A 24,913-nucleotide genomic window follows, 5' to 3' on the forward strand; every position below is an offset into this window, starting at 1 on the left:
TCAACGGATTAGCATCAATACGCCATTCCAAACATCCACAGCGGAATGATGTTTTCGTAGGCATATTCGATGTCGTCTTTTACGACAAATGCGTTGGGCGTGTCTTTGATTTGCCTTTTGGTTTTGTTTTTGCCGCCAATTTCAAATGTTATGCCGTTGATTTCAAAATCTGAAACAGCGGAAGCTGTAACTTCATATTTTTCCTTCATAAGGCTTAAAAAGAGTGTTTCCCGCATATTGCCAATATCTGGCAAAGTGTCTGATAATGCGTAAGCTATGTTCGTATTGTTGAGGTACAGTTTTTCTATCTTTTGCAAGATTTTTATCCCCGAAGCCTTTGTCCGCAAGGCTGTGATGAGTTTCGCTTTTTCAAGATATTCCACATATTCCGGTAAAGTGTTGCGGCTGATGTCCAAATCACGCTCCAATTCGGAATAATTAGGTTTGTACGGCACGTTTTGCGCCAGAATATACATGAGTTTCTTTAGCTTCGATGACGATGCTATCGTCATTTCAGCATATTTCGGAATATCATTTTCCACGGTTATCATGACGACTTGCTTCAGGCGTTGCAGAAATTCCGGTTCGTTGAAAAACGGATAATAACCGATGCGAAGATAATCCTTGAAATATTTCAAAGGGCGTTCCTCACCGTATGGAAAATCGACATTTCCGTGCAGTATTTCATCTAAATTTGATGGTTTCAGGTTCCATCCTTGGGAAAGATTGAGATACTCGCGAAATGACAATCCTGGCATGTGATATTCCAAAGCACGTCTGCTCAAATCGGCACCGCCTTTCTCCAAATCCAATATTGAACTGCCCGAATAAACGATATGCAAGGTTGGTAGTTGGTCGTATATCTGTTTGATTTCCAATGACCAACCTTTGTATTTGTGGATTTCATCAATATAAAGGAACTTACCGCCTTTTGAAAAAAATTCGTAAGCCAAATCAAAAAGACGATGCGTGCTGAAATAGAAATCATCAGCTTGCACATATAGTGTCTCGTCAATCGGATTTTCCCGTTTTATATGTTGCAGCATCAAAGTTGATTTGCCGACACCTCTTGGCCCTAAAATGCCAATCAGCCGACTGTTCCAATTGATGGCTTCATGAAACGACCTGAAAAATTTCATCGGGGCCAATTCCAGCATGACGCGAAACGATTTGAATAGACTTTGCATGATATTTACGTTTTTATGCTGCAAAAATACATAAATTGCATGATATAATATGCAAATATTATAAAAATTGCACTAAAAATAATGCAATTTTGATTAAAAACTGCATTATGGATTAAGCAAAAGCAAAGGAAGTTGATGGAAAAGATTTAGAGATACACGGTCTTATGTTTTTAAATTCCAACGAATTTCCAAAATTTTACAGTGAAAGATTATCGAATTCGTAATTTTTATCATCACTAATTATTTCTTCAAGTAATCCGAAAAGAGAATTGTTATATTTATCAAGATCATTTTCATTTATTTTTCCCAATCCCATAAGAGTTCCGTATTTGATTCTTTCAAATTCTTCGCTCGTCGGTTCAGTCCATTCAAAATAATCATTTAACATGGGACAATATTTTGTTTTTCCGTCAACAATTTGGACAGGAATAACAATATTATCATATATTGAACGTGGAAAATTAAAATCTTTGTTTAAATGTACTGACGAATAAATAATTCCCATTAAAGGTTCTCCTTTGATTTTAACATCACTAGGGAAAAGACATTCCATAATCAATTGAGGAATAGTGTATTCCACCTTATATATATTATTGGGGTCATCTACTTTTATCATACATGCAATAATAAAAGGCATTATTTCTAATTTCTGATCCAAGTATACATCTTCTCCCCATTCTTTTGCATCTGGGAAACGGAGAGACAGTACTCTCATGTTTTTTTCAGTTTTAAAACAACTAAACATGCAATTGTCAAGTGACGGTCTGTTCATTTCTTCCCAACATGCGGCAAGACTCTTACCGAGATATAAACATGGGTATCCAGGCATACTATACCGTTGAGTGGAAACCAAGCCGCGCTTATTTAGTGGAATATGGAACAAGTCTTTTCTTGTAAATCTTTCTTTCTTTTCATTTGTACGCATTCGATAAAAAATAGTTCCTTCTTTAATAGGTTCTGTAAAAAGAGGTTTTGCACAAAGATTTGAATACATGTTCCTTGACGCCTCAGCATGTTTGCCTTTAGATACAAGATCAACAGTATTAAGAATTTTCTGGTTCGTGTTTTTGATATTGTCTATTGCTTTTCCAAGTTTTTCTTTTGTCAAATTTGCGTCTTCATCAACTTCAGAAATCCAACTTTCAAATTGCCCAAGTGCTTCCCCAAGAACATCTTTAAATGTTTTTTCTTTTGGGTGTTCTACAGGTATCATTTCACTAATTCTATTATATAATTCTCTTCTGTCCATATCAAATTTAATGTGTTATTACTTAATTTAGAAAACGGGGGCAAAACCAAAAGGTCTTGCCCCGTTTTAATTATCGAAATATCAGTGGCTTATTCCACAATCATCTTTTGTGTCATGCTCACTGAATTTGAGGAAATGGTCACGAAATACATGCCTTTTTCAATGCCTTCCAAATTGATTTCGGTGCGACCATTGCCTTGGGCTTGGTAAACCATTTGGCCGAGGCTGTTATAGATGGCAATCTCGCAAGCCTCATTAGGCAGTTCGATACTGAAGTTGCCTTTGTTCGGGTTAGGATAAACGACTGTGCTACAGATATTTTCTTCAACATTTGTAATGACTGTAGTTGGTGGGAAGACCACATTGTCAATCCAGGCGCAGTCGCTGCCGCTGTCCATGGCAACATCTTTCGAATAACTCCATTTCAATTCGTGCGTGCCTGCGGTGATGGCGTATGTTTCTTGGCTCCATGCCACTTCGCCTGACCAGTTGCCTTTTTCCTGACCATCGATGTAGAAAAACAGTTTGTCGTAATTGGCTTCCGACGACACCTTTTTATAAAAACTGATTTCGGTGTTCATGGCCGTTGTGATTTCGATGCTGAGTTCCACTTTCTGGTTGCTATTGATGTCGCCTGATTTGGCGCAATAATCGCCTTCAAATGGATTTTCGGAAACCACTCTCCAAGGATTCGTGTAACCGTTGAGGCTCCAGTCGAAACTGCTGAAATCGCCTGTTTCAAAGCCTTCGGTGACATTGCCCAATGGAAGCACTTCGCTGTATTCGAGTTCGTAATTGCCTGATGTAACGGTGATGATGAAATTGTAGGCCACGCCCAGTTCGGCATCATCGGCAACGGTGAAGGTGAAGTCTGCATTGAAAATGCCGTTAGCTTCGACATTGCCGATATTGAAAGCGGTTTGGCTGGCTGCAACTTCGTCAGGAGGCAAAATGTGCATTGTGGTTGAAGGTGCCATGCTGCCGCCGTTATTGATGCCATTGATATGCAAGGTGACAGTTTCGCCAGGTTCGATGCAACCATTGTTGTTGCCTTCCGAATCATCGACAGTGATTTCGGCGATAGCGAAATCAGGGGCATACAGAGTCAGGTTGAATTTGCTTTGCCATGTGTCGGTACCATCGGTGCAGGTCAGGATGAACTGGACTTGGGTGTCGTTTGGCACGGCATCGCTGATGGTCACGCTGAAAGCATTTTCAATGTCCAAGGTTGCACCGCCATCAATGCTGCTGATGGTTTCAGTGCCATCGATGATGGTAACGTATTCTGAATCAGTGCTAATAGTCGCAGTGACATTTGCAGCATCAACTTGACCGACGTTCTTGAATTGCATGTTCAGTCCAAGGGTTTCACCAAAGTCGGCCTGACCGTTTTCATCGTTGATGGCGAAATCGTTATAGATGACGTAAGCGCAATCGCCTGGCAATGTGATGACTGGCAAAGTGGTCGGCCAAGCATCGCAACCGGTAACAATGAGACTCATTTCGCCAACGAAATCAATAGGTTCGGCAAATGTGATTTCAGCCACGCCGTTTTCGTTGGTATTGGCGGTGCCAATCAGGTCTTCGCCGTGGAAGAGGCTGCAACGGAAATTGAAAAGTCTATTGCCGTTGCCATCGGTTACGGTGACGGTAGTGTTGGCAATGCCAACGAGCAGTTCGGAAGTGTAATCCACTTCAGGCGTGAAAGGCTCATCGTGCCAAGGACTGACGGCCACATCGCCCATGATGTTCAGATCGTAGAAATTCCAACGCAAGGCATTTTCTTCCCACTGACCAGGAGCATTGACCCATGGTGCGGTCTGGCATTTTGCCTCTCTCATGGCCAAGCCGGCGTATGGGATGCGCTCGTGGAAGAAAGCATCTTCAGTCTCGCGGTGCAAGTGTGCGGCAGGACCTTCGGTCTGACCTTCGTTAAACCAACCGTAACGTGAGTTACCGAAAGTAGCAACGGCGAAATTGGCGATTTGCGTCATCTTTTCAAGGATGCAGTTGTCGGTGAAGTCGCCGCAAATGCAACCCGAAGTGTGGAAGAAAGTATAGTTGTGGTCAACGCCATTGGCGGCGCTGAAATTGTTGTCGGTGATGTCGCTGTTGTACCAGCCAGCAACATAATTCGTGTTGGCGTGTCCGTCGTGATGCACATAGCCCTTTCCTTCGTTGATGGCGTTCCTCAGGCGTGAACCGCTCCAGTTGCCTTCTTCTTCGTAAAGGCGTGTAAATTCGTAGTTTTCAGGGATGCCAAAGGTGGTGTAGCCGTTGTCATCGCGTTCACCGATAAGCAGTTCAAGGTATTGGCTGCCATTGGTTTCAGGGCCATCGTAAAGATGTTCACCGCCCAAGATGATATTGTGAAATTCGCCAAGGACAGGTTCGCTTTGATAGGTCAAAGTCTTGTGCATGATGTTGTTCAGTTCGCTCTGCGTATCGAAGCACATGCGGCCAATGCCGAGTTCGGGCAGCAGGTCGTCTTCACCGATTTCGCCCCATCTGTTGTTGCCGTTGTCGTTCCAGTTGCCGTCCAAGGCAGCATAATAAAGGTCGGAAGGGATGTCGTTGTCGGTTTGGTGGCTTCCGCCAGAGAGCACGTCGCAATAAAATCCACGATATGGGATGTCGGGCACATCGCCAGCCAGGTTCACCATGATGATACCGTTGTTTTCGTATTCCTGAATGATGTAGTTGCGGATTTTTTCAGGATTGTCGACGCCTGTCATGCTGCTGTAAATGTCTTCAACGGCAACGATTTGCGAGCGCAAGCCACGGGCGAGGTAGAAATTGCGGTATTCTTCAAATTGGTCAATCCATTGTTGCTTGGCGATGATGAGCAGTTCATAACCACTTATGGTTCTGCCTTTCGCATTGTAATTCTGCAACATCTCAGGGTTCTGTGCCAATCGTTTTGCGTTGTTCACATTGTTGGCATTGAGCCAAAGCATATTGCTGTTATCTTTCTTCAAGGCGGTCACTTTCACCTTGACATTGGCGGTGGTGGCATACATCACTTTGCCTTCCGCCGGATTGTATTGAACGGGTGAAATGGCTGAAAATGCGAAGCCGATGCCATTCATATAATAGGTGCTGACTTCGCCGAAAGATTGAGCCGGATAAATTGCCTTTGAATTGTAAATGGCTTCATCCTTAACGAATTGCGTGCGCTCCGGATTGGAATAGGTGCGGGCAGACTGATAAGGATAGAGGCTGAAGTTGCCGTCCATTTCCACGAAATCGGAGAGTTCCACTTCGATGGACTCGGCTTCGGTGCCTTGTGGCAGCATCAGGCTGACGCTTTGCCAAGGCAATGAGGGCTGCCCTGCCAATGCCGACTGCATACAGTCCTTAAACTGAATCTGGTCGTAACCCATAATGTGCGTTACATTAGGCAGACCGAAATGATAGGTCATTTCAACGGTTTGTGCCATTGAAAAAATGCAAACCATTGAAAGAATGAAAGTTAAACTTAATTTTTTCATAGTATTAAAATGATATTAGCTGTTCAAATATTTATGTTTGAAAGTCTTGCGATTTCTTCCTTGATTTCATCAACGACTTCAATGTTGGCAATGACTTTTTTATTATTTACTTTTTCAGAATAAATGTAGAATACTATACCGCCATATTGCTTCTTGAATTTTTCATGCGTTTTGGCTTGAAGTGCGTATTCCTTATGAATTTCCGGAATCTGAAGATGATTGTTTATAGGCTTGATTTGCAGCCCGATATGGTTCTCTCCAATCTTGATATAGAAATCAACATTATAGAGTCTGTCCCATTCGTCAGGGGCGGCTAAGATTTCTTGGTTTAAAAGAACTGCCAACTGGCCGTAAATTGTCTGTATTTCAGTATTGTAGCCTTCGTATGTTCTATTAATTACAAGTTCTTTCATGTAATCGATGCAGTCTTGTTCGGTAATGCTTTCGACTTCCATAATTTTAGCATAGAGTTTTTTACCTAATTCTTCAATGTATTGTAAATGAGCGGTATTTTCCATCCTCTGATATTTTGCTGCAAAGTTACAAAAAAAAGGCTCGGCGTTTCATTTCGCAAAGCCTTTTTGAAAAATCACGATGTCTTTAATTCATGTTTGTTTTCCAAACTTTTTGTTACCTTTGCGCAAAATTACCAATCTATGATTAGAAAGTTTTTTTCCATGGCTTTGATAGCCGCCGTTTTATGCGTTTTTTCGGCTTGCAAAGAAAAGCATTCGGCAAAATACGCCGAAATGGAAGCTGATATTCAAACAGTTGAACAGCAGATTTCCGAAACCAACGATTGTGATGAATTGCAGCTTGTTTATTTTGGCATCCTCGGCTTGCGTTCCGACCTTACTTTGCCAGAAGAGGAAGGCGGCCTTGCCGAAACGGAGTTTGAGGAAATCAGCAACAAGATCAACGACCTTGAGGTGATGCTGAAAACCAAAACCCAACAACTCGATTGCTTCAACAACGACAGTATCAACGATGTGCTTGATACTATGGAAAGCGAAGAGTTTGAGGATTACAACGTGTTGTAAATCAATACTCCTGAAATCATCCAGTGACTGAAACTTTCGCCTTCGTCAGCTCCTTGCGGGATGGCGATGCGAAGGGTGTGTTTGCCTGGTTTCAAGTCTTTCAAATCGAAATAGGCGGGATTGGTTGCCGTGCCTGGGCACCAGCCTGAACGGGAATAGTCGGACGACGAAACGCCGTTCCAGAAGTTGCCCGAAACAGGATTCTGCTCTCTAAATGTCGCGCAATCGCAACGCCAAGGCGTGTGCGTGAAACGCTTTTCTCCATCAATGAAAATCGTGTTTTCCTTCGGATTGAATTCATCGCCGTTGTCCCAGCCGCCGTGTCCCGTACTGATGTAACGCAGACGAAGATCTGTGGCATTTTCGGGTACATCGAATTTCACTTCCAAAGTGTCGGTCAGGAAAAGCCTGCCATAGTTTTGTCCGGCCATTTCCATCACGTTGCAAGTGTTGAATAGCGGAATGCTGTGATGTTTTCCTGAATTTGCAGTCCATTCATAATCACCAGGATAGGCAAGGATATCTAAAGTGATTTTGTGACCGCCGCCATCGTAGTTTCCGATGAAGGCGCCAATCAGCACGTCGCCGCAAAGATGGTCGTTGAGTTCGGTGATTTCCATCTTGTAATGGTTTTCATCAGCCCAATCCAAGCCATCTATTTTCACTCTTTCATTGAAAAATCCAGCCCCAAAGGATGTGAAGAAACGCACCAGTTCAATGGGTGGCAGATAGTCGTCTTCGGCCTTGATGCCCTGGTATTTTTTGCCATCTTTTCCCGTGAAAACGGGCAAGGCTTCAATGCCGTTTTGCAAACCATCCAGCAGACTTTTGGCCTTGTCGGTCGGGATAATGAAAACCGATGCGGTGCGGTCGTAAGCATCGCCATTGGAGCGTTGCCTGATGTCGGCAAACAGTTGGTAATGCTCTGGAATTTCAGGAAGTTTTACCCGTTTTACAATCACCGAACCGCTTGAAAAATGAATGGCGGTATCGAAAGGCAATTCTTCTTTAAAATTCTCATACTCAGCGAAATTGATTTGGTCGTCATTGAAAATCGGAAAGCGCATCACGAGTCTGTCCTTGCGGATTTGGCTCATTTGCCGTCCGCTGATGCGTTTGCCCATTTCGGCAGGCAACAGCGTTTTTGCAATGGCTTTATCCTTCTTGATTTCCGTGAGGTCGGTCAGATAGGAACCGTTCCGCGCACAACGCACCATGACACCATTCAGTTTGCCCAAACCCGGCATAGGGGTGGCATCGAAACCGAACTTTTCCGTCATCCAGATTTCAATGGTGTTTGAGTTGATGCTGGTCTTGTATTTCGTGCAGGAGTAGCCTAAAACGTTTTCTTTCCCTTCGTTGCTAAAATCTGTTGAATCAAGATGATAGCAACTCGAATAAATGCTGTCGGTGTATTGTAATAAGGTGTAGACCGAATCGACGGAGAAATCGACGTAGGTTACGCTTTCGGCATAACCAAGAATTGGATTTTGCACCTTGTCACTGAGGCTCTTAATCTCGATGCAATTGCCCGATTGCAGGATTTGTGTGATGGATTTTTCGCTGTCTTCAACGCCTTTGGCGTAGGAAGTGTAGGTGAGGCGGTATTGCGCTTTTGCGGCAATGACACTGATTGTGAGAAGGATAAGAATAAAATGCTTTTTCATTGGACTCAAATTTTGGCAAAAATAAGAAAAATGGCGTTTTGACTGAATAATTGGGGGAATTATATATGATGCACAAGCGGGAAAATGAAAAAGAAATCAAGAAACAACCATATTTAAAACACACAGCATTATATTTTCAGTTAAGATTTTCAAATGGATTTTCAGTTAGGATTTTGAGGGCTTTGCCCGACCTTAAAGAAAAGAATCGTAGAAACATTTTCAGAGAGATTTTCAGTTAGGATTTTTGTTGGAGATTTTTTCAAAATCCTGCTAAAAATCTACACTGAAAATCCTACTGAAAATAAGCGAACGCATTTCGATATTTGGGGTCGCTTTGCTCAAAATCCTTACAAAAAATCCTACTAAAAATCTAAACTGATTTGGACTGCAACGCTATTTTTTCTGTTGTGATATTGTTGCCATATTTTTTATGGTGTAGACTAAAGAATCGCTTCGTAGTTTGAAAGTTCTGTATGAATGATAATAGACGAAATAGCAACCTGTTTAAATCATAAACGCTGGAAATGTGCTAAGATTTCAAAGAAGAAACCATGATTTCCATTTTAAAAGCATTATTTTTGCAGCAAATTTCAAGGAAAAATGATAGTCTGCATAGCCGAAAAGCCCAGCGTGGCGAAAGATATTGCCAAGGTGATTGGCGCCAACACCGCCCATGAAGGCTACATGGAAGGCAATGGCTATCAGGTGACTTGGACTTTCGGCCACCTCTGCACCTTGAAGGAACCGCACGACTACACGCCGATGTGGAAAGCGTGGACGATGATGCGTCTGCCGATGATTCCGCCGCGTTTCGGCATCAAGCTAATTGCCGACAAAGGCGTTGAAAAGCAGTTCAAAATCATTGAAAACCTCTTCCAAAAGGCCGACAGCATCATCAACTGCGGTGATGCCGGACAAGAAGGCGAACTGATTCAGCGCTGGGTGATGCAGAAAGCCAATGCGAAATGCCCCGTGCAGCGTCTTTGGATTTCATCGTTGACGGAAGAGGCTATCCGTGAGGGATTTAAGAACCTGAAACCGCAAGCGGATTACCAACGGCTTTATGAAGCCGGACTCTCGCGCGCCATCGGCGACTGGCTCTTGGGCATGAACGCAACGCGCCTTTACACCTTAAAATATGGTCAGAACCGTCAGGTTCTTTCCATTGGCCGTGTGCAAACCCCGACTTTGGCCTTGATTGTGAACCGCTATTGGGAAATCCAGAATTTCAAGCCGGAAGCCTATTGGGTGTTGTCAACAATTTACCGCGATACGGTTTTCACTGCCACAAAAGGCAAATACGGCTCGGTTGAAGAAGGTCAGAAGGATTTGCAAGCCATTCAGGGAAAAGATTTTACAGTCACCGACATCTCTCAAAAGGAAGGCAAGGAAGCGCCGCCGCGCTTGTTCGACTTGACCTCGCTGCAAGTGGAATGTAACAAGAAATATGGTTTCAGTGCCGACCAGACCTTGCAGACCATCCAAAGCCTCTACGAAAAGAAATACACCACCTATCCGCGTGTCGATACCACTTATTTGAGTGATGACATTTATCCGAAATGTCCGGACATTCTGCAAGGACTTCAGTCGTATTCGGAATTGACAGCACCATTGGCGGGAAAGAAATTGCCCAAGTCGAAGAAAGTGTTCGACAGCAGCAAAGTCACTGACCACCATGCCATTATACCGACGGGCGTGCAGCCGCAAGGTTTGTCGTTTGCCGAAGAAAAGGTCTACGATGAGGTCTGCCGTCATTTCATTGCCGTCTTTTATCCCGATTGCGTGTTCTCCACAACAACAGTCATGGGAAAGGTTGAAGAAGTGGAGTTCAAGACTTTGGGCAAACAAATTCTACAACCTGGCTGGAGAACGGTCATCAAGCCTGAGAAAAACGAAGATAAAGAGAATGTTTCGAACCAGACTTCAGAAAACGGGGAGGAGAAAGTTGAAGAGAAAGTGCTACCCAATTTCGTGAAAAGCGAACATGGTTCGCATGAACCTCAATTGGCCGAAAAATGGACTTCGCCGCCCAAGCCTTACACCGAGGCAACCTTGCTCCGCGCCATGGAAACGGCCGGAAAACTGGTCGATGACGAGTCGTTGCGCGAAGTGATGAAAGAAAACGGCATCGGTCGTCCATCGACGCGAGCTGCCATCATCGAAACGCTTTTCAAGCGACAGTATATCAGAAAGATGCGTAAAAGCCTCGAACCGACACAAACCGGCATCGAACTCATTAGCCTGATTCACGAGGATTTGCTGAAAAGTGCCGAACTAACGGGCATCTGGGAAAAGAAACTGCGTGAAATCGAGCAGAATAAATACGAAGCCCGACAGTTTTTGGAGGAATTGAAGCAGATGGTCACGGAAATCGTGACGACGGTGATTGCCGACACAAGCAACCGCCGCGTGGCAGCTGCGCCTACCGAAGAAAAGAAGGCGAAAAGCGCACCCAAGACACCGCGCCAAACCAAGCCCAAAGCCACCAAACCGAAACCCGAAATCGTGGAAGGTGCCGTCTGTCCGTTGTGCGGCAAAGGCCATATCATTAAAGGCAAGACCGCTTTTGGCTGTTCTGAATGGAAAAACGGCTGTTCATTCAGGAAACCATTTGATTGACAAAAGTTGAAGATGGATGATTAGTAATGAGTTATAAATTAATGGTTATAGGTTTCTATTTGATAGACTTGTCGAAGCATTGATTATTGGTTTTCAACACAAATTATCACAAATTGGCCATAAATCATTCATTAATTTATTTTCTTTCAATGTTTTGCAGTTATTTTGCAATATGCATAGCGGTTTGCCGCCAACATCGTCCAACACGAACAAAAATCGGTGATAGATTTGTGTAAGATTTATGTCCCCAAAAAAATCTCCACATATCACGAGCACTGCTTTCTAAAAAAAAGACACACGCAATACGCGGAGATAAGACCGTTTGAATTTACATTCCGAAAATCACAGAATTGCCATATCAGGCACTTCGTCGGAATCGTAATAGCCTTTGGCAAGTTTTTCTTTCACTTCGGCGAAAGCCTTTAAGGTATATTCCACGTCTTCCATGCTGTGTGCGGCGGTTGGAATGATGCGGAAAATAATCATTCCCTTGGGGATGACAGGATAAGTCACCACCGAGCAGAAAATGCGATAGTTTTCACGCAAATCCATAGCGATGTTAGTTGCCTGAGCCACATCGCCTTGCACATGGACCGGGGTCACGCAAGCCTCGGCAGGACCGATATCAAAACCTAAGTCGCGGAATCCTTTTTGCAAGGCACGCGTCACCTTCCAAAGCTGTGTACGCAGCTGGTCGCCCTCGGCACTACGGATAATTTCCAAACGCTTCTCGCAACCGTAAACAATAGCTAATGGCAGCGACTTGGCATACATCTGTGAACGCATGTTATAACGCAGATAATCTATGATATACTTAGGCCCCGCAACGAAACCGCCAATGATGGCCATTGCCTTTGCGTAGGCACCAATATACAAATCGATATCGTCCATCACGCCGAAATACTCCGACGTGCCACGGCCATTCGGTCCCATCACGCCAAAACCGTGGGCATCATCGATGAGAATCCTGAACTGGTATTTTTTCTTCAAGGCGACAATGCCCGCCAAATCGCCCAAAGCGCCAGTCATGCCGTATACGCCCTCGGTGATGACCAAAATACCGCCGCCGGTTTCCTTCACCACCTCCGTAGCCGCTTTCAGCTTCTGTTCCAAACTGGCCATGTCGTTATGCCTGAAAGAGAACGACTTACCAATATGCAGACGCTTTCCATCTTGCAGACAGGCATGAATTTCAGCATCAAAAACCAAAACATCGTGGCGCGACAGCAGCGCATCAAGTGTCGAGACAATGCCCTGATAACCGAAATTGAAAAGATAGGCGGCTTCCTTTTTCTCGAAATCGGCCAATTCCTTTTCAAAATGTTCGTGCATTCGGGTATGACCGCTCATCATGCGAGCGCCCATCGGGGCGGCAAGACCAAATTTTGCGGCTCCTTCCGCATCAACTCTGCGGATTTCAGGATGATTAGCCAAGCCCAAATAGTTGTTCAAGCTCCAGCAAAGCACTTCCTTGCCATTAAAAACCATGCGCGGGCCAAGCTCGCCTTCTAAACGCGGAAAAGAAAAATAGCCATCGGCATGTTCGCGATATTGCCCTATCGGACCGCCGGAATCCTTTGATATTCTTTCAAATATATCCATGTTTTTGTTGTTTAGTTGTTATTTGTTTATTCGTTTAATTGTTGCCTGCATGGATTGCTTAGTTGTTTAGTCGTTAAATTGTTGAACTGTTTATCTGTTGCCAATCCATACCTGTTTTCACGTCGCAAAAATAGTAAATATATTTATTATCAAAGCATTTACTCTGATTTTGTTTTTACACCTTATTAATAATAAACGTTCAGAAATAAACTGAAAAATAGGATTGCGAGGTTGCGAAACGATGGAACAGCGAAATTTGGCTTGCTGAACTTGCCGAAGCACCGCCAACTCGCGTTCTCGTGCTCTCATTTCCCCCACTCCAATTTTCCCATCTTTTTGTTGTAAAAACCAACGGTTTAGCTAAATTTTGGTAAATATATTTACTTTATATTGTCATACAATCATTTTATTTACTACTTTTGCCGCCGAAAATTTGGAAATAATAATTAAATCTTATCACAATGACAAACAGATTTCGTTTTATGATTGGAATGATGCTTTTAGCCATTCCATTGTGTATCAAAGCACAAGAGACAGAAAAACAGATTGACAGGACACCGAAAATTTCAGGGTTCGTGCAAGGACTTTATCAATTGGATGCCGACAATGATTTCACCTTGAAGAGCAACACATTCAGAATGCGTCGTGTGCGTATGTCAGTCGACGGCAATCTGAGCCAGCACGTTTCCTATAAGATTCAGGGCGACTGGGTTAGCTCCCCTATCCTCGTCGATGCCTACATCAAGATTAAGGCTTGCCCCGAATTTGCTGTTCAGGTCGGTCAGTTCAAGACACCTTTCACCCTCGAAAGCCCTATCAATCCCGTCAATCTTGAAATCTTCGATTACGGCGAAACGGTAAAAGCCCTCAGCGGCTACGACGACGTTTGCGGAGTGGGCAAACAAGGTCGCGACATCGGTGTGATGGCAACCGGCAGCCTGTTCAAACTCTACGACAAGGATTTTTCACTGATTGACTACAGCATCGGCGTTTTCAACGGCAACGGCATCAACATCACCGACAACAACAACCGTAAGGATATTGTCGGACGATTGGAATTGCACCCCGGAATGAAAGCCGTAACGCTCACTGGATCTTTTTACAGCGGAAAATACCACGATGAAATCGACCTCAAGCGCAACCGCTACAGCTTCGGCGCACAATACTGCGATAACGACTGGATGGTTCGCACCGAATATGTCGGCGGAGAAACAGGCAAAAAAGTCGCTAAAAATCAGGATGAACTGGAAGAGCTTCTTTATGGAGAAAACATTTTCAACAGCAACGGTTTTTATGCCGTGGCTGGTTACTGGTTCCATTTCGGAAGCGAAACGCATCCACAGAAAATCATGCCGGTTCTGCGCTTTGAACGCCTCGCAAAAGACACCGATGCCGATAACGACGTGACTTATTACACCGTCGGAATCAATTACTGGCCTTGGAAAAGCGTCAATTTCAAACTCGATTATTCATACGTTCAACATGAAAACAGCGACGATGCACACCGTTTCGCCGCCATTCTTTCCTATAAATTCTAAAATCTAAAGTCATGGGAAAAAACACAAATTGGTCAGACCTTTATAAAAAAGAAGACTGGCTGGCCTGCTGGTTAGGCTTCATCGTAATCGCCTTAGCCTGCGTTGCCGTCCTCACTGGATGGTTCGACTTTTCGGCTGCGAAATTCAGCACCTGGTACACATGGGAAGACGGAGGCACCTTTGCCGAATCAATGGGAACACAACTCAACGGTGCATTCTGGGGCAAACTGCTGCGCACCTTCTTGGTCTTAGGCATTTCGTTCACACTCGGCGTAAAACTGATGGGACAAAGCGTGAAAGATTACATCCCGGCATTCATCGGATTGTTCGTTATCTCACTGATTGTACGTTGGATAAGCGCAGAGTTTACACTGAACCGTTATCTTGAATGGGCATTCTGGGCATTGCTCATCGGCCTCATCATTTCCAACACGATTGGCACACCCGAATGGCTGAAACCTGCCGTAAAAACCGAGTTTTATATCAAGACAGGTTTGGTCATCATGGGCTTTTCGGTCTTGTTTTCCGACATTGCCAAATTCGGCCTTTATGGTCTCGGCATCGCCTGGATTGTGACGCCAATCGTCATCATTTTCATGTGGTGGTTGGGAACAAAGATCTTCAAAATCGACAATAAGCCGTTGGTAATCACCGTAGCAGCAGCGACCAGCGTTTGCGGAACAAGTGCCGCAATCGCAACGGGCGCAGCCGCCAAAGCCAAGAAAGAAGACCTTTCGGCAGCCATTTCAGTTTCCATCATTTTCACCATCCTGATGATGGTTTTCGAACCCATGATCATCAAATGGACCGGCATGAGCCAAATCATGGGCGGATCCCTCATCGGCGGCACCGTCGATAGCACGGGAGCCGTTGTGGTGGCAGGTACCGCACTTGGCGAAGAAGCACAGAAAGCCGCCGTTTTGGTGAAATCCATCCAAAACATTCTGATTGGTTTCATTGCATTCTTCGTCGCCGTTTTCTTTGCCACGAAAGTCGACAAGAACGGAAGCGAAAAAGTGGGAGCAAGCGAAATCTGGGTACGTTTCCCGAAATTCATCCTCGGTTTCTTCGCCGCTTCGTTGATTGCTTCATTCGTTATCCAGCCTGCTTTTGGAGCCGAAAAAGTCGGAGCCATCAACAAAGTGCTCGACCAATTCAAGAACTGGGCTTTCGTGCTCGCCTTCACCAGCATCGGGCTCGACACCAATTTCAAGGCCATCGCCAAACAGATGCAAGGCGGCAAAGTGCTCTGGCTTTACATCGTCGGACAACTTTTCAACATTGCGCTGACTTTCTTCGCAGTCTGGTTGTTATTATCCGGAGTAGTTTTCCCAATTCCAGAACTTTAACGATGACAAATTCACATAAAATATTCAAAGTCACGACTATCACAGTTGCCATTGTGACTGTGATAGTCGCCATCTACATTATGACCAACGGTTTAGGTCTTATCGACAGCCTCGATTTCGGTGCCGGAGCCTACTATTACGCCGACATTCCAAACTACGAAAAAATCGACAACGGATCCATTTATCAGGCTTCCGTTCCACGTTGGGTACACATCGTTTTGTTTCTCGCCTGGGGCTGGCTGATGTTCAGATTATGGAAATGGATCGACAAAAAATGTTAGAAAAATGAGCAAGAAATATCAAATTGTCTGCAAAAAATGCGGCAAAGTCATTGGCGACTTCAAGACATGGTTTGAGCAAGACCAGAAATGCGAATGTGGCTCAGCCTACGCAGAAGTTGAATATCAGGAAAATACGATTCCCGATTTTGAAAGACTTCCAAAAAACAAAAACGATTTCCAACACCTATATTTCGATTTCCTGCCATTGGAAAAAAAAGAAAACATCGTCACTTGCGGCGAAGGCCTCATTCCAATGGAACGCTGGGAAAACCTGGAAAAAGCGGCGAAGCAGCATGGCATTGATTGCGAAGTTTATGTTTACCGAAACGACCTGAACGGCGGTTCAGGCACATTCAAGGACATCAGTGCGGCACTGGCAGCCAGCGTTTTAAAGGAAAACGGCATTAAGGATTATTGCCTCGCCTCGACAGGTAATGCAGGCGTCGCCTTTGCTACCTATTTGGCCAAAGCCGGCATCAAATTCACTGAATTTGCACCTTCTTTCATCGACGATGGTTCGGTAAAAGCAATCCAAAACGCAGGACAAAACATTGTCATTTCAAAAGGCGGTTATGGCGATGCAAAATCAGAAGCAGCTGATTATCATAAAAATAACAAAGTTTTAATCAGTGGCGGCAACACCGACCCATTGCGCATTGAATCGAAACGCACCATGGTTTTTGAATGTTTGCGGCAATTAGGCAAAATGCCAACCGTTTATATGCAGGCCGTTGCAGGCGGCACAAGTCCGTTGGCTTTTGAAAAAGGCTTCAACGATTTGCAAAAAGCTGGCTGTAACGATTTAAAACTGCCAAGAATGCTTTTGGTTCAACAAGACGAATGCGACCCGATGGTGACGGCTTGGGAAAAGGCAAAAGCAAACGGCTTCCCGCAAGGTTGGGAACACGATTTTGAGGCGAAAAAAGGTATCAAGACACAAATCGGCATCCTTACGGCGGCCAACCCGGGCAATTATCCTTTGGTGGCACCGTTGGTCAGGAAAAGCGGCGGCGATTTCCTTCGCATCAAGGAATCGGAGCTGCCCAATTTCGGAAAAGAAATGTTGCAGGAAAAAGGCGTTCTGTTAGGGCCAGCCTCAATGGTCTGCTATGCCGGATTCCATAAAGCATTGGAAGAAGGCAAGATACACGACGGCGACCGTGTGTTGCTCAACACGGGAGAAGGTTGCGAAAGAGCCGAATGGTTCAGGAATGCCGTAGCCAAAATCATGGAATAACACTGATTTTTCAAGTAAATAACTTTTGATTTTTTTAATTTGTTAGTAGGGGCGCACAATTGTGCGCCCTTACATTTTGTGACAATTGTCCAATTGAAAATGAATCCGAAAAACCTCACACTCTCACCCGTCTCAAATCCAGCAAGTTAGTCGGATTGCTTCCCAAGCCTTCCACCCTTTTGTTGACGAAACGCAAAACCTCGTCGTAGAAAAGCGGTAGGATTGGTACGTCTTCCATCATTGTTACACCAATCTTCAATTGCTTCCGAACCGAACATCTGACGTATTGGTCAAATTACTGGATAAATCCACACATCCAACAGGATTTGCATCTCTTGTATTTTCATTGTCACGCAAATTTCCAAATAAGTTCCTGAAGAATTTCATCTTTCGGACTTTTTTATTGCATTATTCTGCATCCGTTGCCTTAACATTTATCTTTGGCCTAACAAAGAACAATATCTCTACCGTTGATTCAATCAATCGGACAATTTCATCCATTGGCTTGTATGCCATAGGAGATTCGCCGAGCGTTCCCTCACACACTGTGGTGGATCAGTCTTTTATTAAACTATAGCCAACTAATTTTGCTCACCTACTTAAAGGAGAAATCGGAAGTCATCCTGAACGCCCACAAAAAATGGAGCACGCAATTCATCGGGCTTTCGTTAGACGACATGTAACCTAAACGACGCCAAATTCACAAATGAAATTGCGCCAAATTCACAAATGAAATCGCGCCAAATTCATAAATGAAATCGCGCCAAATTCATAAATGAAATAAAAAAAACTGTACCTATTTCATTTATTATTACTACTTTTGCCGCATAATCAAGAATTGAGAAAATGAACACAAACAAGGAATACAGAAAACGCGTTTCAGACCAATTGCTAAAAGACCAATTAGAAGCAGCAGGAGGTGTGTTGATACAAGGTGCAAAATGGTGCGGAAAGACGACTACCGCCCTCCAGCAAGCACGGAGCGTCATCTACATGAACGACCCGATGAAAAGCGCCAACTACAAGCATCTGGCAGAGACAAACATCTCACTTTTGCTGGAAGGCGATACACCTCTCTTGATTGACGAATGGCAACTGACGCCTCAACTATGGGACGCTGCCCGCTACACCATCGACCAGCGAGGCATGACGGGGCAATTCATCTTCACAGGCTCGGCCGTTCCTGCCGACAGAAGCAGAATCACCCACACTGGCACCGGTCGGTTTGCATGGGTTACGATGCGCCCCATGTCGTTATGGGAATCATCAGAGAGCAACGGGGGCATCAGCCTTACATCCCTTTTCAATGGCGAGACGCAAGATTGCCGCGCCCCTGGTTACGACCTGAAGCATATTGCTTTCCTAACCTGCCGGGGAGGTTGGCCTGCCGCTCTGGACTTGAGCGAAAAAGCCTCGCTCAGACAAGCCTACAATTACATTGATGCCGTTTCAGAACAAGAAATATCCGATGTAGATGGCACACAACGCGACCCCGCATTGACCAAACGCTTGCTTAGAAGCTACGCCCGCCACCAAGGAACACAAGCTTCCGTGGCCTCAATCCTAAACGACATTCTGACCAACGAAAACGGTTCCACGACGGAAACGACCATCACTTCCTACCTGAAAGCCTTGGAAAAGATTTTTGTCATAGAGAACATGCCCGCCTGGAACCCTAACCTGCGGAGCAAAGCCGCCATTCGCACCAGCGACACCCGTTATTTCGTCGATCCGAGCGTTGCCGCAGCTGCTTTGCGCCTGGGGCCGTCCGACCTTATAGCAGACCTGAATACATTCGGCTTGCTTTTTGAGACCTTAGCGGCACGCGACCTTCGTGTATATGCCGATGCCCTGGACGGAGACGTATTCCACTATCGCGACAAGAACGGACTGGAATGCGATGCCGTGCTGCACCTTCGCAACGGACATTACGGGCTGATAGAAGTGAAAATCGGCGGCGAGAAATGGATCGAGCAAGGCGCAGAGAATCTAATGTCGCTCTCAAATATAATCAACACCGAGAAGATGTATGAGCCGAGTTTCATGATGGTCCTGACAGCCGTCGGTGATTATGCCTACCGACGCAAAGACGGCATTTATGTCGTGCCCATCACCTGCCTAAAACCTTAGCAGCCACGCCCTAACGATTCGCACCTCACGCACACGCTGTCGCTGATGCGGTTGCGCTTGCTGTTGACGAAGGCGAGATAGAGGTAGAAGCCCTCAGAGATGGCGTTCATCAGCAGGGTGCAGGTGGTGTCGCTTCGCACGACGGTGTTCAGCTCGTGCCCCTCGTAGTGGCCACTCAGGGGTTCGTAGAGCAGGCAGACGAGATGGTCGTCATCGCGCGACAAGGGTGTCGCCGTGTTGTCGCTCCAGGTGATGCGCAAGGTCTTGCCACACACCACTACGCTGGTCATTTCGGGCGGCGTCAGGCTCCCGTGGCAGACGCGCGCACGGCAAGGCTGCATGACGTTGTCGGCATCGAAGGCTCCGCTCAGGAGCCACGACACCAAAGCGTTGTAGCAGTTGCGCCTCCCCTCCTGCTCCACATAGAGCGACTTCAGGAAAGGATAGACTGGGGCGATGAAACGCTGGACGGCTTCCATTTTGGCAAGCTGTTGCTGTTGCGCCGGAGTCGGGTGAGACTTGCCGCGTGCAGGACGTGAGCGGAGATAGGTGCCGTTCTTACCTCTTACCGCTACTACGGGACCGATGAGTCCGAAGATTTCGTGTTCGTTGATAATCATGATGATAGTGTTTTTTTTGAGAAACAAATCTGAAATAAATCTTTAATAAATCTTTTTTCCCTTCCGACATCCCCCTAATCGGGGAGTATCGGTCCGCATCTTCGATGCCATTGGCTGCTACCGGCGCCGTGTTTGGGGCGTGGTCTTGTATTGCCTGATGTTGCGCTCGTCCAATCGCCTTGATTGGACGAGCTACGGACGAAGTATGGACAAGCATTGGACGAAGTAGGGAGCGGGTAGCAACCGGAGTCAGAGGAAAAGCTGGCCGAGCAGGCAGCTTTCGCTACGGCTGTGTTCGTGTTCGTCGATGAAGACGGCTTCGACATCATAGCGGCCTCTCAACTCACTGGGGAGATGATAGATGAACTTTCTGTCGCAACGCGCCGACAGGCTGTGGATGACTTTTGACTCTCCCGTTGACGATTGGGTGAGTTTGCAGGCGAAGAGATCGCGAGCTGAGGCGTTGCCGGCCTGGCTGTTGTCGTCCCAGCGGATGATGAGACGGTCGCGGTCCAAGGTGAGGATGGGGTTGCACAAGGGTGCGAGATTGGTTTTCATAAGCGTTGAATTTAAGGATTTTTACTGTGCAAAGATACACAACAAAACGCTGTTTGTCAAGTATTTGCAATCAATTTTGGTGGCGCATTGGGGTGCATTTCAAGGCAAAAGAAACGGAATGGGGCTTATGCCTGTCGACTCCACAAAAAAATTTGCATCTATATACTTTTAGACCCAAACAGCGAAAATATTTCGTGATAAATAAATGAAATACAAATTTTAGAACCTCAAACTGCTAAATCAGCTTGATTTACACTATTATCGATGTATGATAAGGTCAAAAAGTATATAATTGCCAAAAAAATTGGCTGTAGTATAATATATGACTGATTTATCTAAGATATAGAAAACTGATATAAGTAACACATTTACAAATATCTACAAAATATTACAAATAACGCTAATAATTCATTTCTTATCAACTTTTGTCTTGACACAAAAGTTGCAAAAAGTCAAGGGCAGGACAATCGGCCCAACGCACAGTCTGCCTAAGGACTTGATTTTCAAACATCATGTCATAAACGCAGATATATGAAAATCAAGTCCTTAGCCAGCCTTTTTTGCGGACGTTGCCCCGCCGTCCTGCCCATGGCCACCGCGCCCACCCCGAACAGGCTTTCAACCCTTCAGTCAGGACAATCTTTAGAAAGATGGTGGAAATCAAGGTGCCAACGAAATCAATAAAAATCAGTCTTTTATTAAACTAGAGCCAAAAAATTATTCAAATTCCGATTGACATTTTGAAGATAATTACTATCTTTGTCTGCCTCTTCATTGTATTATTGACCAAAGAAAGGAGATTAAATGTAACTAACTAAAAAACAACAACAAATTGTCATTTGACAGCTAAAAGAGGAGGTGAGCCATGTCATTTGTCATCAACATAAAAAAGAACAGTTTCAAAAGGGTTGAAGAGATCGAGGAGTTGCTACAGGGGATGCACCTATTCGATCGTATCTACAGCAAGGCTGTGGTTTATATTGAAAAGAATTGTCAGGACAGCGATTGCCCGATAATTGATGTCTTGTACCTTTCATCTGCAACGGCGAACTTCGTCATCAGAAATCCGCACCCGGAGCAGTATTTCAAGATGCTTACCGACGCCATCAGGCAAAATGCCGACGAGAAGATGCTTCCCGTTATCATTTACATTGCCAAATATCTGGTTGCCTTCAAACTGCAAAATCATGGCGAGGACAATAGGACCTTGAGTGAAATCAAGAACTTTCTCCATGAGAAGACCATCAACGACAAGTGGCTGTATGACCTTTGCGATCCTCCTGATTTCGAAAACTACCACAATTACGACTTTCACGACTTTGACGGCTGCATCACCGTGGAAGAGAATGTGGTTCCTCTGGCGGAGTGGAATGTGCAACCCGAGCTGAAAGTCCCGCTCAACCAGGCCCACCTGCTGTTAGATACGCTTAAAGCGAAAGACAAATTCGGCAACGACATGATTCGCGAAGACGATTTCAAGAAAGTCGTAGGGCTGTTCGACAACTTCATCATCAATGGAGTTGTGCCCGAATTGGAGGGAAAACTCATCAAGACCGGCTGGGATGCACAAAGCATCAAGGAAGTGTTTTACGACATCTACAAGATATACCCGTGGCGGAAGCTGTGTGAGAAAAACAATGCACGCAGATTCGTCACGTTCATGCACAGCGTGTTCGCCGCTTTCAACGGGATAGCGGAATCGACCACCTATCGCAAGTTCGCTGAAAAGCGGTCTTCGGAAGGCGCTGTCAAGGTTCAATGAGACGCTGATGCAAGTACCTCATCCATTTTTGCCAAGGCATAAAGCGGAACGACCGTAACATGTTTATCCCCACGATAATAGTCGCTGAAATTCTCTAACGAAACACGGACGGCTTCGGTAAGCTGTTTTTCATCCATGAAACCGAAAAGGCTTTTCCTGACTTTGACGGTTTTTTATAAAATTTTATTAAATTGTTGATTTTCAATATTATTTTACGACCCCCCAAGACTGAAATCACGTTGATTTATAGGATAGAGATACAGCTTATCGGAAGACAACCCTAACCAATTGATGCCGAATCAGAATTATAACAGTCAACTATTCGAATTGAAGCGGCTTCGCCGCATAATTGACCAAAATTGACGTAAATTGTCTTGGAAAAAAAGAATAAGCAAGAATAGCATGTTATTGGAAGACAATTATCGTCAATTAAACGTCAATTATATTCCAGATAATGATACATAACCTAATTTTCCTTTTTGAGTTTGACTCATAAAAAGGCTTGCGACCCCCAAAATCCGTATTTATTAATACATAAAACAATGATTTATAAATGATTGAAAAATTTCTAAAGGACGAGTGTCGAAGTCAGGAGCAGTCACTTGCCAGCCATTGACAGAAGCACCTCATTCATTTTTGCCAAGGCATAGAGTGGAACGACCGTAACATGTTTATCACCACGATAATAGTCGCTGAAATTCTCTAACGAAACACGGACGGCTTCGGTAAGCTGTTTTTCATCCATGAAACCGAAAAGGCTTTTCATGCCGCCCTGTGTTTCCGATTTGATTTCAACAGGCAGCACTTTCTGATTCCAGGCCATAAGATAATCCACTTCGGCATCCCCATCCTTGCTGAGCTTTTGCCAATAGAACAGCTCCCCTACCCTGATATTATCAGGATACTGAGTGCGAAGCAGCTCCATCCCCGCAATCATTTCCACAAGGTGACCTTTATTCACAAGGTCTTTCTCGGAACCGAGCAGGATTTGCTCCGTGACTTCACGGACACTGCCCAATTCGAGATTCAGCAGACGAAGCGCCAAACCGCTATCAACCAACAGATATTTCCTGAAATCAGCAGAAGCCTCGGCCGAAAGCGGAAGCCCTTTGCCGGAGGTGCGAGTCGTCGGGACGACGAGACCTGCCTGTTCCAGACAAGCCAACGCCGCTTTAACCTGCACACTACGGTACTCGCCTCTCACCTTTGAAAAGACAAATTTCACCCCCATCTGCATGACAACGGAATGAAGCGTCTCCCTCAACAATTGAGGATCAATCTTCTTTTTGTATTTCGCAAAGTCAGTTTCGTAGGCCGCAACGATATCATCCTGAATGGCAGCACATTTCAAATAATCATGTGTTTCAACCCAAATAGCGACAGCTTCGGGCATCCCACCGACCATGACATACCCTCTGAACAAATCGACCAATTTGGCATGAAGCACTTGTGAAACAGGCTTTTGCGGTGAAGCAGCATTTTTCGCTTCAAGCAAAGCCTTATGACCATTTGCCAGCAAAAACTCATCGAAAGTCATAGGATACATGAACAGCGAGCGAATGCGTCCGACTCCAAAAGTCGGAATGTCGGCCAAGACAAACTCAAGCAGCGAACCCGCCGCAACGACATGCAAAGACGGCAAATCCTCCTTAAAGAACCGCAACGACATGATGGCTTCCTGACACTCTTGGATTTCATCGAAGAAAACCAAGGTTTCATTAGCGACAATCGGGACACCAGAGACAGCAGCCATGTCGACAACAATTCTATTCACATCCAAATCCTGGCGAAACAACTCCTTATACTTCGGCTGTTTTTCAAAGTTAATTTCCAAGTAGTATTTGAATTGAGCCGAAAAATGCCTGACAGCCGACGACTTGCCGACCTGCCTTGCGCCACGAAGCAGCAAAGGCTTGTGATGTACATCGTTTTTCCATTCAATCAACGACTTATCTATAATTCTTGGATAATAGACACTCATTCTTCATCATTATTTTGGCTCTAATTTAGTTAATGACTGATTTTTTCTGTTATTACAATTATAGATTCCCGCCTACGCGGGAATGACGGACTGCCGCCGCATTTCTAACCTCTCACAATCTCCATTCCCGACCGAAGGGCGGGAATCTGCTCAAATTCTATTCGCTACAAAATCAGTCATCTGTTATACTACAGCCATTATTTTCCGACTGCAAAGATAAGCTTTTTGCTAAAATCGGAAGAAATAATTCTTTATTTTTTGCTAAAATCGGAAGAAATAATTCTTCATTTTTTGCTAAAATCGGAAGAAATTTGGCAACAATATACAATTTGACCTTTTTATAACCAAAACATTCAAAACCTACAAGACCTTTGTTTGTCAAGTTATGAATCTCGCAACCGCTCGATTCATACCATGCTGAGCATCGGAGATGCGGAGCCCGAAAAACAAATGCCTTCCGGACGCAGATAAGGAGAACCACTTTAAGTTTGCAGCGTGAATTCGTACAAGGTTATTTCCTACCTTTGTTGTATGAAGGAGGGACTAACTTCCAGAGGACAATCCATTAGAACCACAAGGCCAAGAGCCTATAATTCGTTTGG

Annotated in this window: 20 protein-coding genes; 8 read left to right on the forward strand and 12 right to left on the reverse strand. The window is 44.8% G+C overall.

Annotated elements, in window-relative coordinates; all coding sequences use genetic code 11:
* Nucleotides 1-14 precede the first annotated feature (14 nt).
* The 4 genes from AC06MN_RS02855 to AC06MN_RS02870 all read right to left on the reverse strand — a co-directional run bounded on the left by AC06MN_RS02855 (nucleotide 15) and on the right by AC06MN_RS02870 (nucleotide 6,445).
* Nucleotides 15-1,187, reverse strand: a complete 1,173-nt coding sequence (locus AC06MN_RS02855; RefSeq protein ID WP_475670842.1) for an ATP-binding protein — start codon at nucleotides 1,185-1,187, stop codon at nucleotides 15-17.
* Nucleotides 1,188-1,383: 196 nt separating this feature from the next.
* A complete protein-coding gene (locus AC06MN_RS02860) occupies nucleotides 1,384-2,436 on the reverse strand; it encodes an RES domain-containing protein (RefSeq protein ID WP_475670843.1) in 1,053 nt (350 codons plus the stop codon).
* A gap of 89 nt (nucleotides 2,437-2,525) precedes the next feature.
* Entirely contained in the window at nucleotides 2,526-5,927 is a 3,402-nt protein-coding gene (locus AC06MN_RS02865; protein ID WP_475670844.1) for a C25 family cysteine peptidase, read from the reverse strand.
* 23 nt (nucleotides 5,928-5,950) lie between these two features.
* On the reverse strand, nucleotides 5,951-6,445 hold the full coding sequence (locus AC06MN_RS02870; RefSeq protein WP_475670845.1) for an MjaI family restriction endonuclease: 495 nt from the start codon (nucleotides 6,443-6,445) through the stop codon (nucleotides 5,951-5,953).
* Between the two features lie 138 nt (nucleotides 6,446-6,583).
* Between AC06MN_RS02870 and AC06MN_RS02875 the strand changes: the two genes are divergently transcribed.
* Nucleotides 6,584-6,967 (forward strand): hypothetical protein, encoded by a 384-nt coding sequence (locus AC06MN_RS02875; protein WP_475670846.1) that lies wholly within the window; start codon nucleotides 6,584-6,586, stop codon nucleotides 6,965-6,967.
* On the opposite strand, the gene AC06MN_RS02880 is transcribed toward AC06MN_RS02875, so the two are convergent.
* Nucleotides 6,952-8,634: a peptide-N-glycosidase F-related protein gene (locus AC06MN_RS02880; protein WP_475670847.1), complete on the reverse strand. Its 1,683-nt coding sequence runs from the start codon at nucleotides 8,632-8,634 to the stop codon at nucleotides 6,952-6,954. The two genes, AC06MN_RS02875 and AC06MN_RS02880, sit on opposite strands and share 16 nt — an antisense overlap.
* Before the next feature lie 600 nt (nucleotides 8,635-9,234).
* On the opposite strand from AC06MN_RS02880, the gene AC06MN_RS02885 reads away from it, so the two are divergent.
* Nucleotides 9,235-11,253, forward strand: coding sequence for a DNA topoisomerase 3 (locus AC06MN_RS02885; protein ID WP_475670848.1), 2,019 nt, complete (start codon nucleotides 9,235-9,237; stop codon nucleotides 11,251-11,253).
* 342 nt (nucleotides 11,254-11,595) lie between these two features.
* Here the strand turns inward: AC06MN_RS02885 and AC06MN_RS02890 are convergent, their stop codons facing one another.
* Complete coding sequence (locus AC06MN_RS02890) at nucleotides 11,596-12,855, reverse strand: aminotransferase class I/II-fold pyridoxal phosphate-dependent enzyme (protein WP_475670849.1); 1,260 nt, start codon at nucleotides 12,853-12,855, stop codon at nucleotides 11,596-11,598.
* 461 nt (nucleotides 12,856-13,316) lie between these two features.
* On the opposite strand from AC06MN_RS02890, the gene AC06MN_RS02895 reads away from it, so the two are divergent.
* Genes AC06MN_RS02895 through AC06MN_RS02910 form a run of 4 tightly spaced genes read left to right on the forward strand, consistent with a single transcriptional unit; the run spans nucleotide 13,317 to nucleotide 17,260 of the window.
* Nucleotides 13,317-14,393 (forward strand): porin, encoded by a 1,077-nt coding sequence (locus AC06MN_RS02895; protein ID WP_475670850.1) that lies wholly within the window; start codon nucleotides 13,317-13,319, stop codon nucleotides 14,391-14,393.
* A gap of 11 nt (nucleotides 14,394-14,404) precedes the next feature.
* Entirely contained in the window at nucleotides 14,405-15,742 is a 1,338-nt protein-coding gene (locus AC06MN_RS02900; RefSeq protein WP_475670851.1) for a YeiH family protein, read from the forward strand.
* 2 nt (nucleotides 15,743-15,744) lie between these two features.
* Nucleotides 15,745-16,023, forward strand: coding sequence for a hypothetical protein (locus AC06MN_RS02905; RefSeq protein WP_475670852.1), 279 nt, complete (start codon nucleotides 15,745-15,747; stop codon nucleotides 16,021-16,023).
* Between the two features lie 4 nt (nucleotides 16,024-16,027).
* Nucleotides 16,028-17,260 (forward strand): threonine synthase, encoded by a 1,233-nt coding sequence (locus AC06MN_RS02910; protein ID WP_475670853.1) that lies wholly within the window; start codon nucleotides 16,028-16,030, stop codon nucleotides 17,258-17,260.
* Nucleotides 17,261-17,375: 115 nt separating this feature from the next.
* On the opposite strand, the gene AC06MN_RS02915 is transcribed toward AC06MN_RS02910, so the two are convergent.
* Entirely contained in the window at nucleotides 17,376-17,501 is a 126-nt protein-coding gene (locus AC06MN_RS02915; protein ID WP_475670854.1) for a hypothetical protein, read from the reverse strand.
* A gap of 605 nt (nucleotides 17,502-18,106) precedes the next feature.
* On the opposite strand from AC06MN_RS02915, the gene AC06MN_RS02920 reads away from it, so the two are divergent.
* Complete coding sequence (locus AC06MN_RS02920; protein ID WP_475670855.1) at nucleotides 18,107-19,390, forward strand: ATP-binding protein; 1,284 nt, start codon at nucleotides 18,107-18,109, stop codon at nucleotides 19,388-19,390.
* On the opposite strand, the gene AC06MN_RS02925 is transcribed toward AC06MN_RS02920, so the two are convergent.
* Both AC06MN_RS02925 and AC06MN_RS02930 read right to left on the reverse strand, forming a co-directional pair.
* Complete coding sequence (locus tag AC06MN_RS02925; protein WP_475670856.1) at nucleotides 19,387-20,010, reverse strand: DUF6266 family protein; 624 nt, start codon at nucleotides 20,008-20,010, stop codon at nucleotides 19,387-19,389. The two genes, AC06MN_RS02920 and AC06MN_RS02925, sit on opposite strands and share 4 nt — an antisense overlap.
* 249 nt (nucleotides 20,011-20,259) lie before the next feature.
* Nucleotides 20,260-20,568, reverse strand: coding sequence for a hypothetical protein (locus tag AC06MN_RS02930; RefSeq protein ID WP_475670857.1), 309 nt, complete (start codon nucleotides 20,566-20,568; stop codon nucleotides 20,260-20,262).
* An 865-nt stretch (nucleotides 20,569-21,433) separates the two neighbouring features.
* On the opposite strand from AC06MN_RS02930, the gene AC06MN_RS02935 reads away from it, so the two are divergent.
* Nucleotides 21,434-22,330, forward strand: coding sequence for a hypothetical protein (locus AC06MN_RS02935; protein ID WP_475670858.1), 897 nt, complete (start codon nucleotides 21,434-21,436; stop codon nucleotides 22,328-22,330).
* On the opposite strand, the gene AC06MN_RS02940 is transcribed toward AC06MN_RS02935, so the two are convergent.
* The 3 genes from AC06MN_RS02940 to AC06MN_RS02950 all read right to left on the reverse strand — a co-directional run bounded on the left by AC06MN_RS02940 (nucleotide 22,324) and on the right by AC06MN_RS02950 (nucleotide 24,693).
* Nucleotides 22,324-22,467 carry a hypothetical protein gene (locus AC06MN_RS02940; RefSeq protein ID WP_475670859.1) on the reverse strand — a complete coding sequence of 48 codons (144 nt, stop codon included), beginning with the start codon at nucleotides 22,465-22,467 and terminating at the stop codon, nucleotides 22,324-22,326. The two genes, AC06MN_RS02935 and AC06MN_RS02940, sit on opposite strands and share 7 nt — an antisense overlap.
* A 461-nt stretch (nucleotides 22,468-22,928) precedes the next feature.
* The gene (locus AC06MN_RS02945) at nucleotides 22,929-24,311 is read right to left on the reverse strand and encodes an ATP-binding protein (RefSeq protein WP_475670860.1); all 1,383 of its coding nucleotides are present in this window, start codon (nucleotides 24,309-24,311) and stop codon (nucleotides 22,929-22,931) included.
* Between the two features lie 172 nt (nucleotides 24,312-24,483).
* Entirely contained in the window at nucleotides 24,484-24,693 is a 210-nt protein-coding gene (locus AC06MN_RS02950) for a hypothetical protein (RefSeq protein ID WP_475670861.1), read from the reverse strand.
* Nucleotides 24,694-24,913: the final 220 nt, after the last annotated feature.

It is taken from the genome of Candidatus Limimorpha sp., from assembly GCF_056203535.1.

Excerpts from the sequence above, each read along its gene's own strand:
- AC06MN_RS02855 (WP_475670842.1), bottom strand. The coding sequence starts at position 1,187 with ATGCAAAGTCTATTCAAATCGTTTCGCGTCATGCTGGAATTGGCCCCG.
- AC06MN_RS02860 (WP_475670843.1), bottom strand. The coding sequence starts at position 2,436 with ATGGACAGAAGAGAATTATATAATAGAATTAGTGAAATGATACCTGTA.
- AC06MN_RS02865 (WP_475670844.1), bottom strand. The coding sequence starts at position 5,927 with ATGAAAAAATTAAGTTTAACTTTCATTCTTTCAATGGTTTGCATTTTT.
- AC06MN_RS02870 (WP_475670845.1), bottom strand. The coding sequence starts at position 6,445 with ATGGAAAATACCGCTCATTTACAATACATTGAAGAATTAGGTAAAAAA.
- AC06MN_RS02875 (WP_475670846.1), top strand. The coding sequence starts at position 6,584 with ATGATTAGAAAGTTTTTTTCCATGGCTTTGATAGCCGCCGTTTTATGC.
- AC06MN_RS02880 (WP_475670847.1), bottom strand. The coding sequence starts at position 8,634 with ATGAAAAAGCATTTTATTCTTATCCTTCTCACAATCAGTGTCATTGCC.
- AC06MN_RS02885 (WP_475670848.1), top strand. The coding sequence starts at position 9,235 with ATGATAGTCTGCATAGCCGAAAAGCCCAGCGTGGCGAAAGATATTGCC.
- AC06MN_RS02890 (WP_475670849.1), bottom strand. The coding sequence starts at position 12,855 with ATGGATATATTTGAAAGAATATCAAAGGATTCCGGCGGTCCGATAGGG.
- AC06MN_RS02895 (WP_475670850.1), top strand. The coding sequence starts at position 13,317 with ATGACAAACAGATTTCGTTTTATGATTGGAATGATGCTTTTAGCCATT.
- AC06MN_RS02900 (WP_475670851.1), top strand. The coding sequence starts at position 14,405 with ATGGGAAAAAACACAAATTGGTCAGACCTTTATAAAAAAGAAGACTGG.
- AC06MN_RS02905 (WP_475670852.1), top strand. The coding sequence starts at position 15,745 with ATGACAAATTCACATAAAATATTCAAAGTCACGACTATCACAGTTGCC.
- AC06MN_RS02910 (WP_475670853.1), top strand. The coding sequence starts at position 16,028 with ATGAGCAAGAAATATCAAATTGTCTGCAAAAAATGCGGCAAAGTCATT.
- AC06MN_RS02915 (WP_475670854.1), bottom strand. The coding sequence starts at position 17,501 with ATGATGGAAGACGTACCAATCCTACCGCTTTTCTACGACGAGGTTTTG.
- AC06MN_RS02920 (WP_475670855.1), top strand. The coding sequence starts at position 18,107 with ATGAACACAAACAAGGAATACAGAAAACGCGTTTCAGACCAATTGCTA.
- AC06MN_RS02925 (WP_475670856.1), bottom strand. The coding sequence starts at position 20,010 with ATGATTATCAACGAACACGAAATCTTCGGACTCATCGGTCCCGTAGTA.
- AC06MN_RS02930 (WP_475670857.1), bottom strand. The coding sequence starts at position 20,568 with ATGAAAACCAATCTCGCACCCTTGTGCAACCCCATCCTCACCTTGGAC.
- AC06MN_RS02935 (WP_475670858.1), top strand. The coding sequence starts at position 21,434 with ATGTCATTTGTCATCAACATAAAAAAGAACAGTTTCAAAAGGGTTGAA.
- AC06MN_RS02940 (WP_475670859.1), bottom strand. The coding sequence starts at position 22,467 with ATGGATGAAAAACAGCTTACCGAAGCCGTCCGTGTTTCGTTAGAGAAT.
- AC06MN_RS02945 (WP_475670860.1), bottom strand. The coding sequence starts at position 24,311 with ATGAGTGTCTATTATCCAAGAATTATAGATAAGTCGTTGATTGAATGG.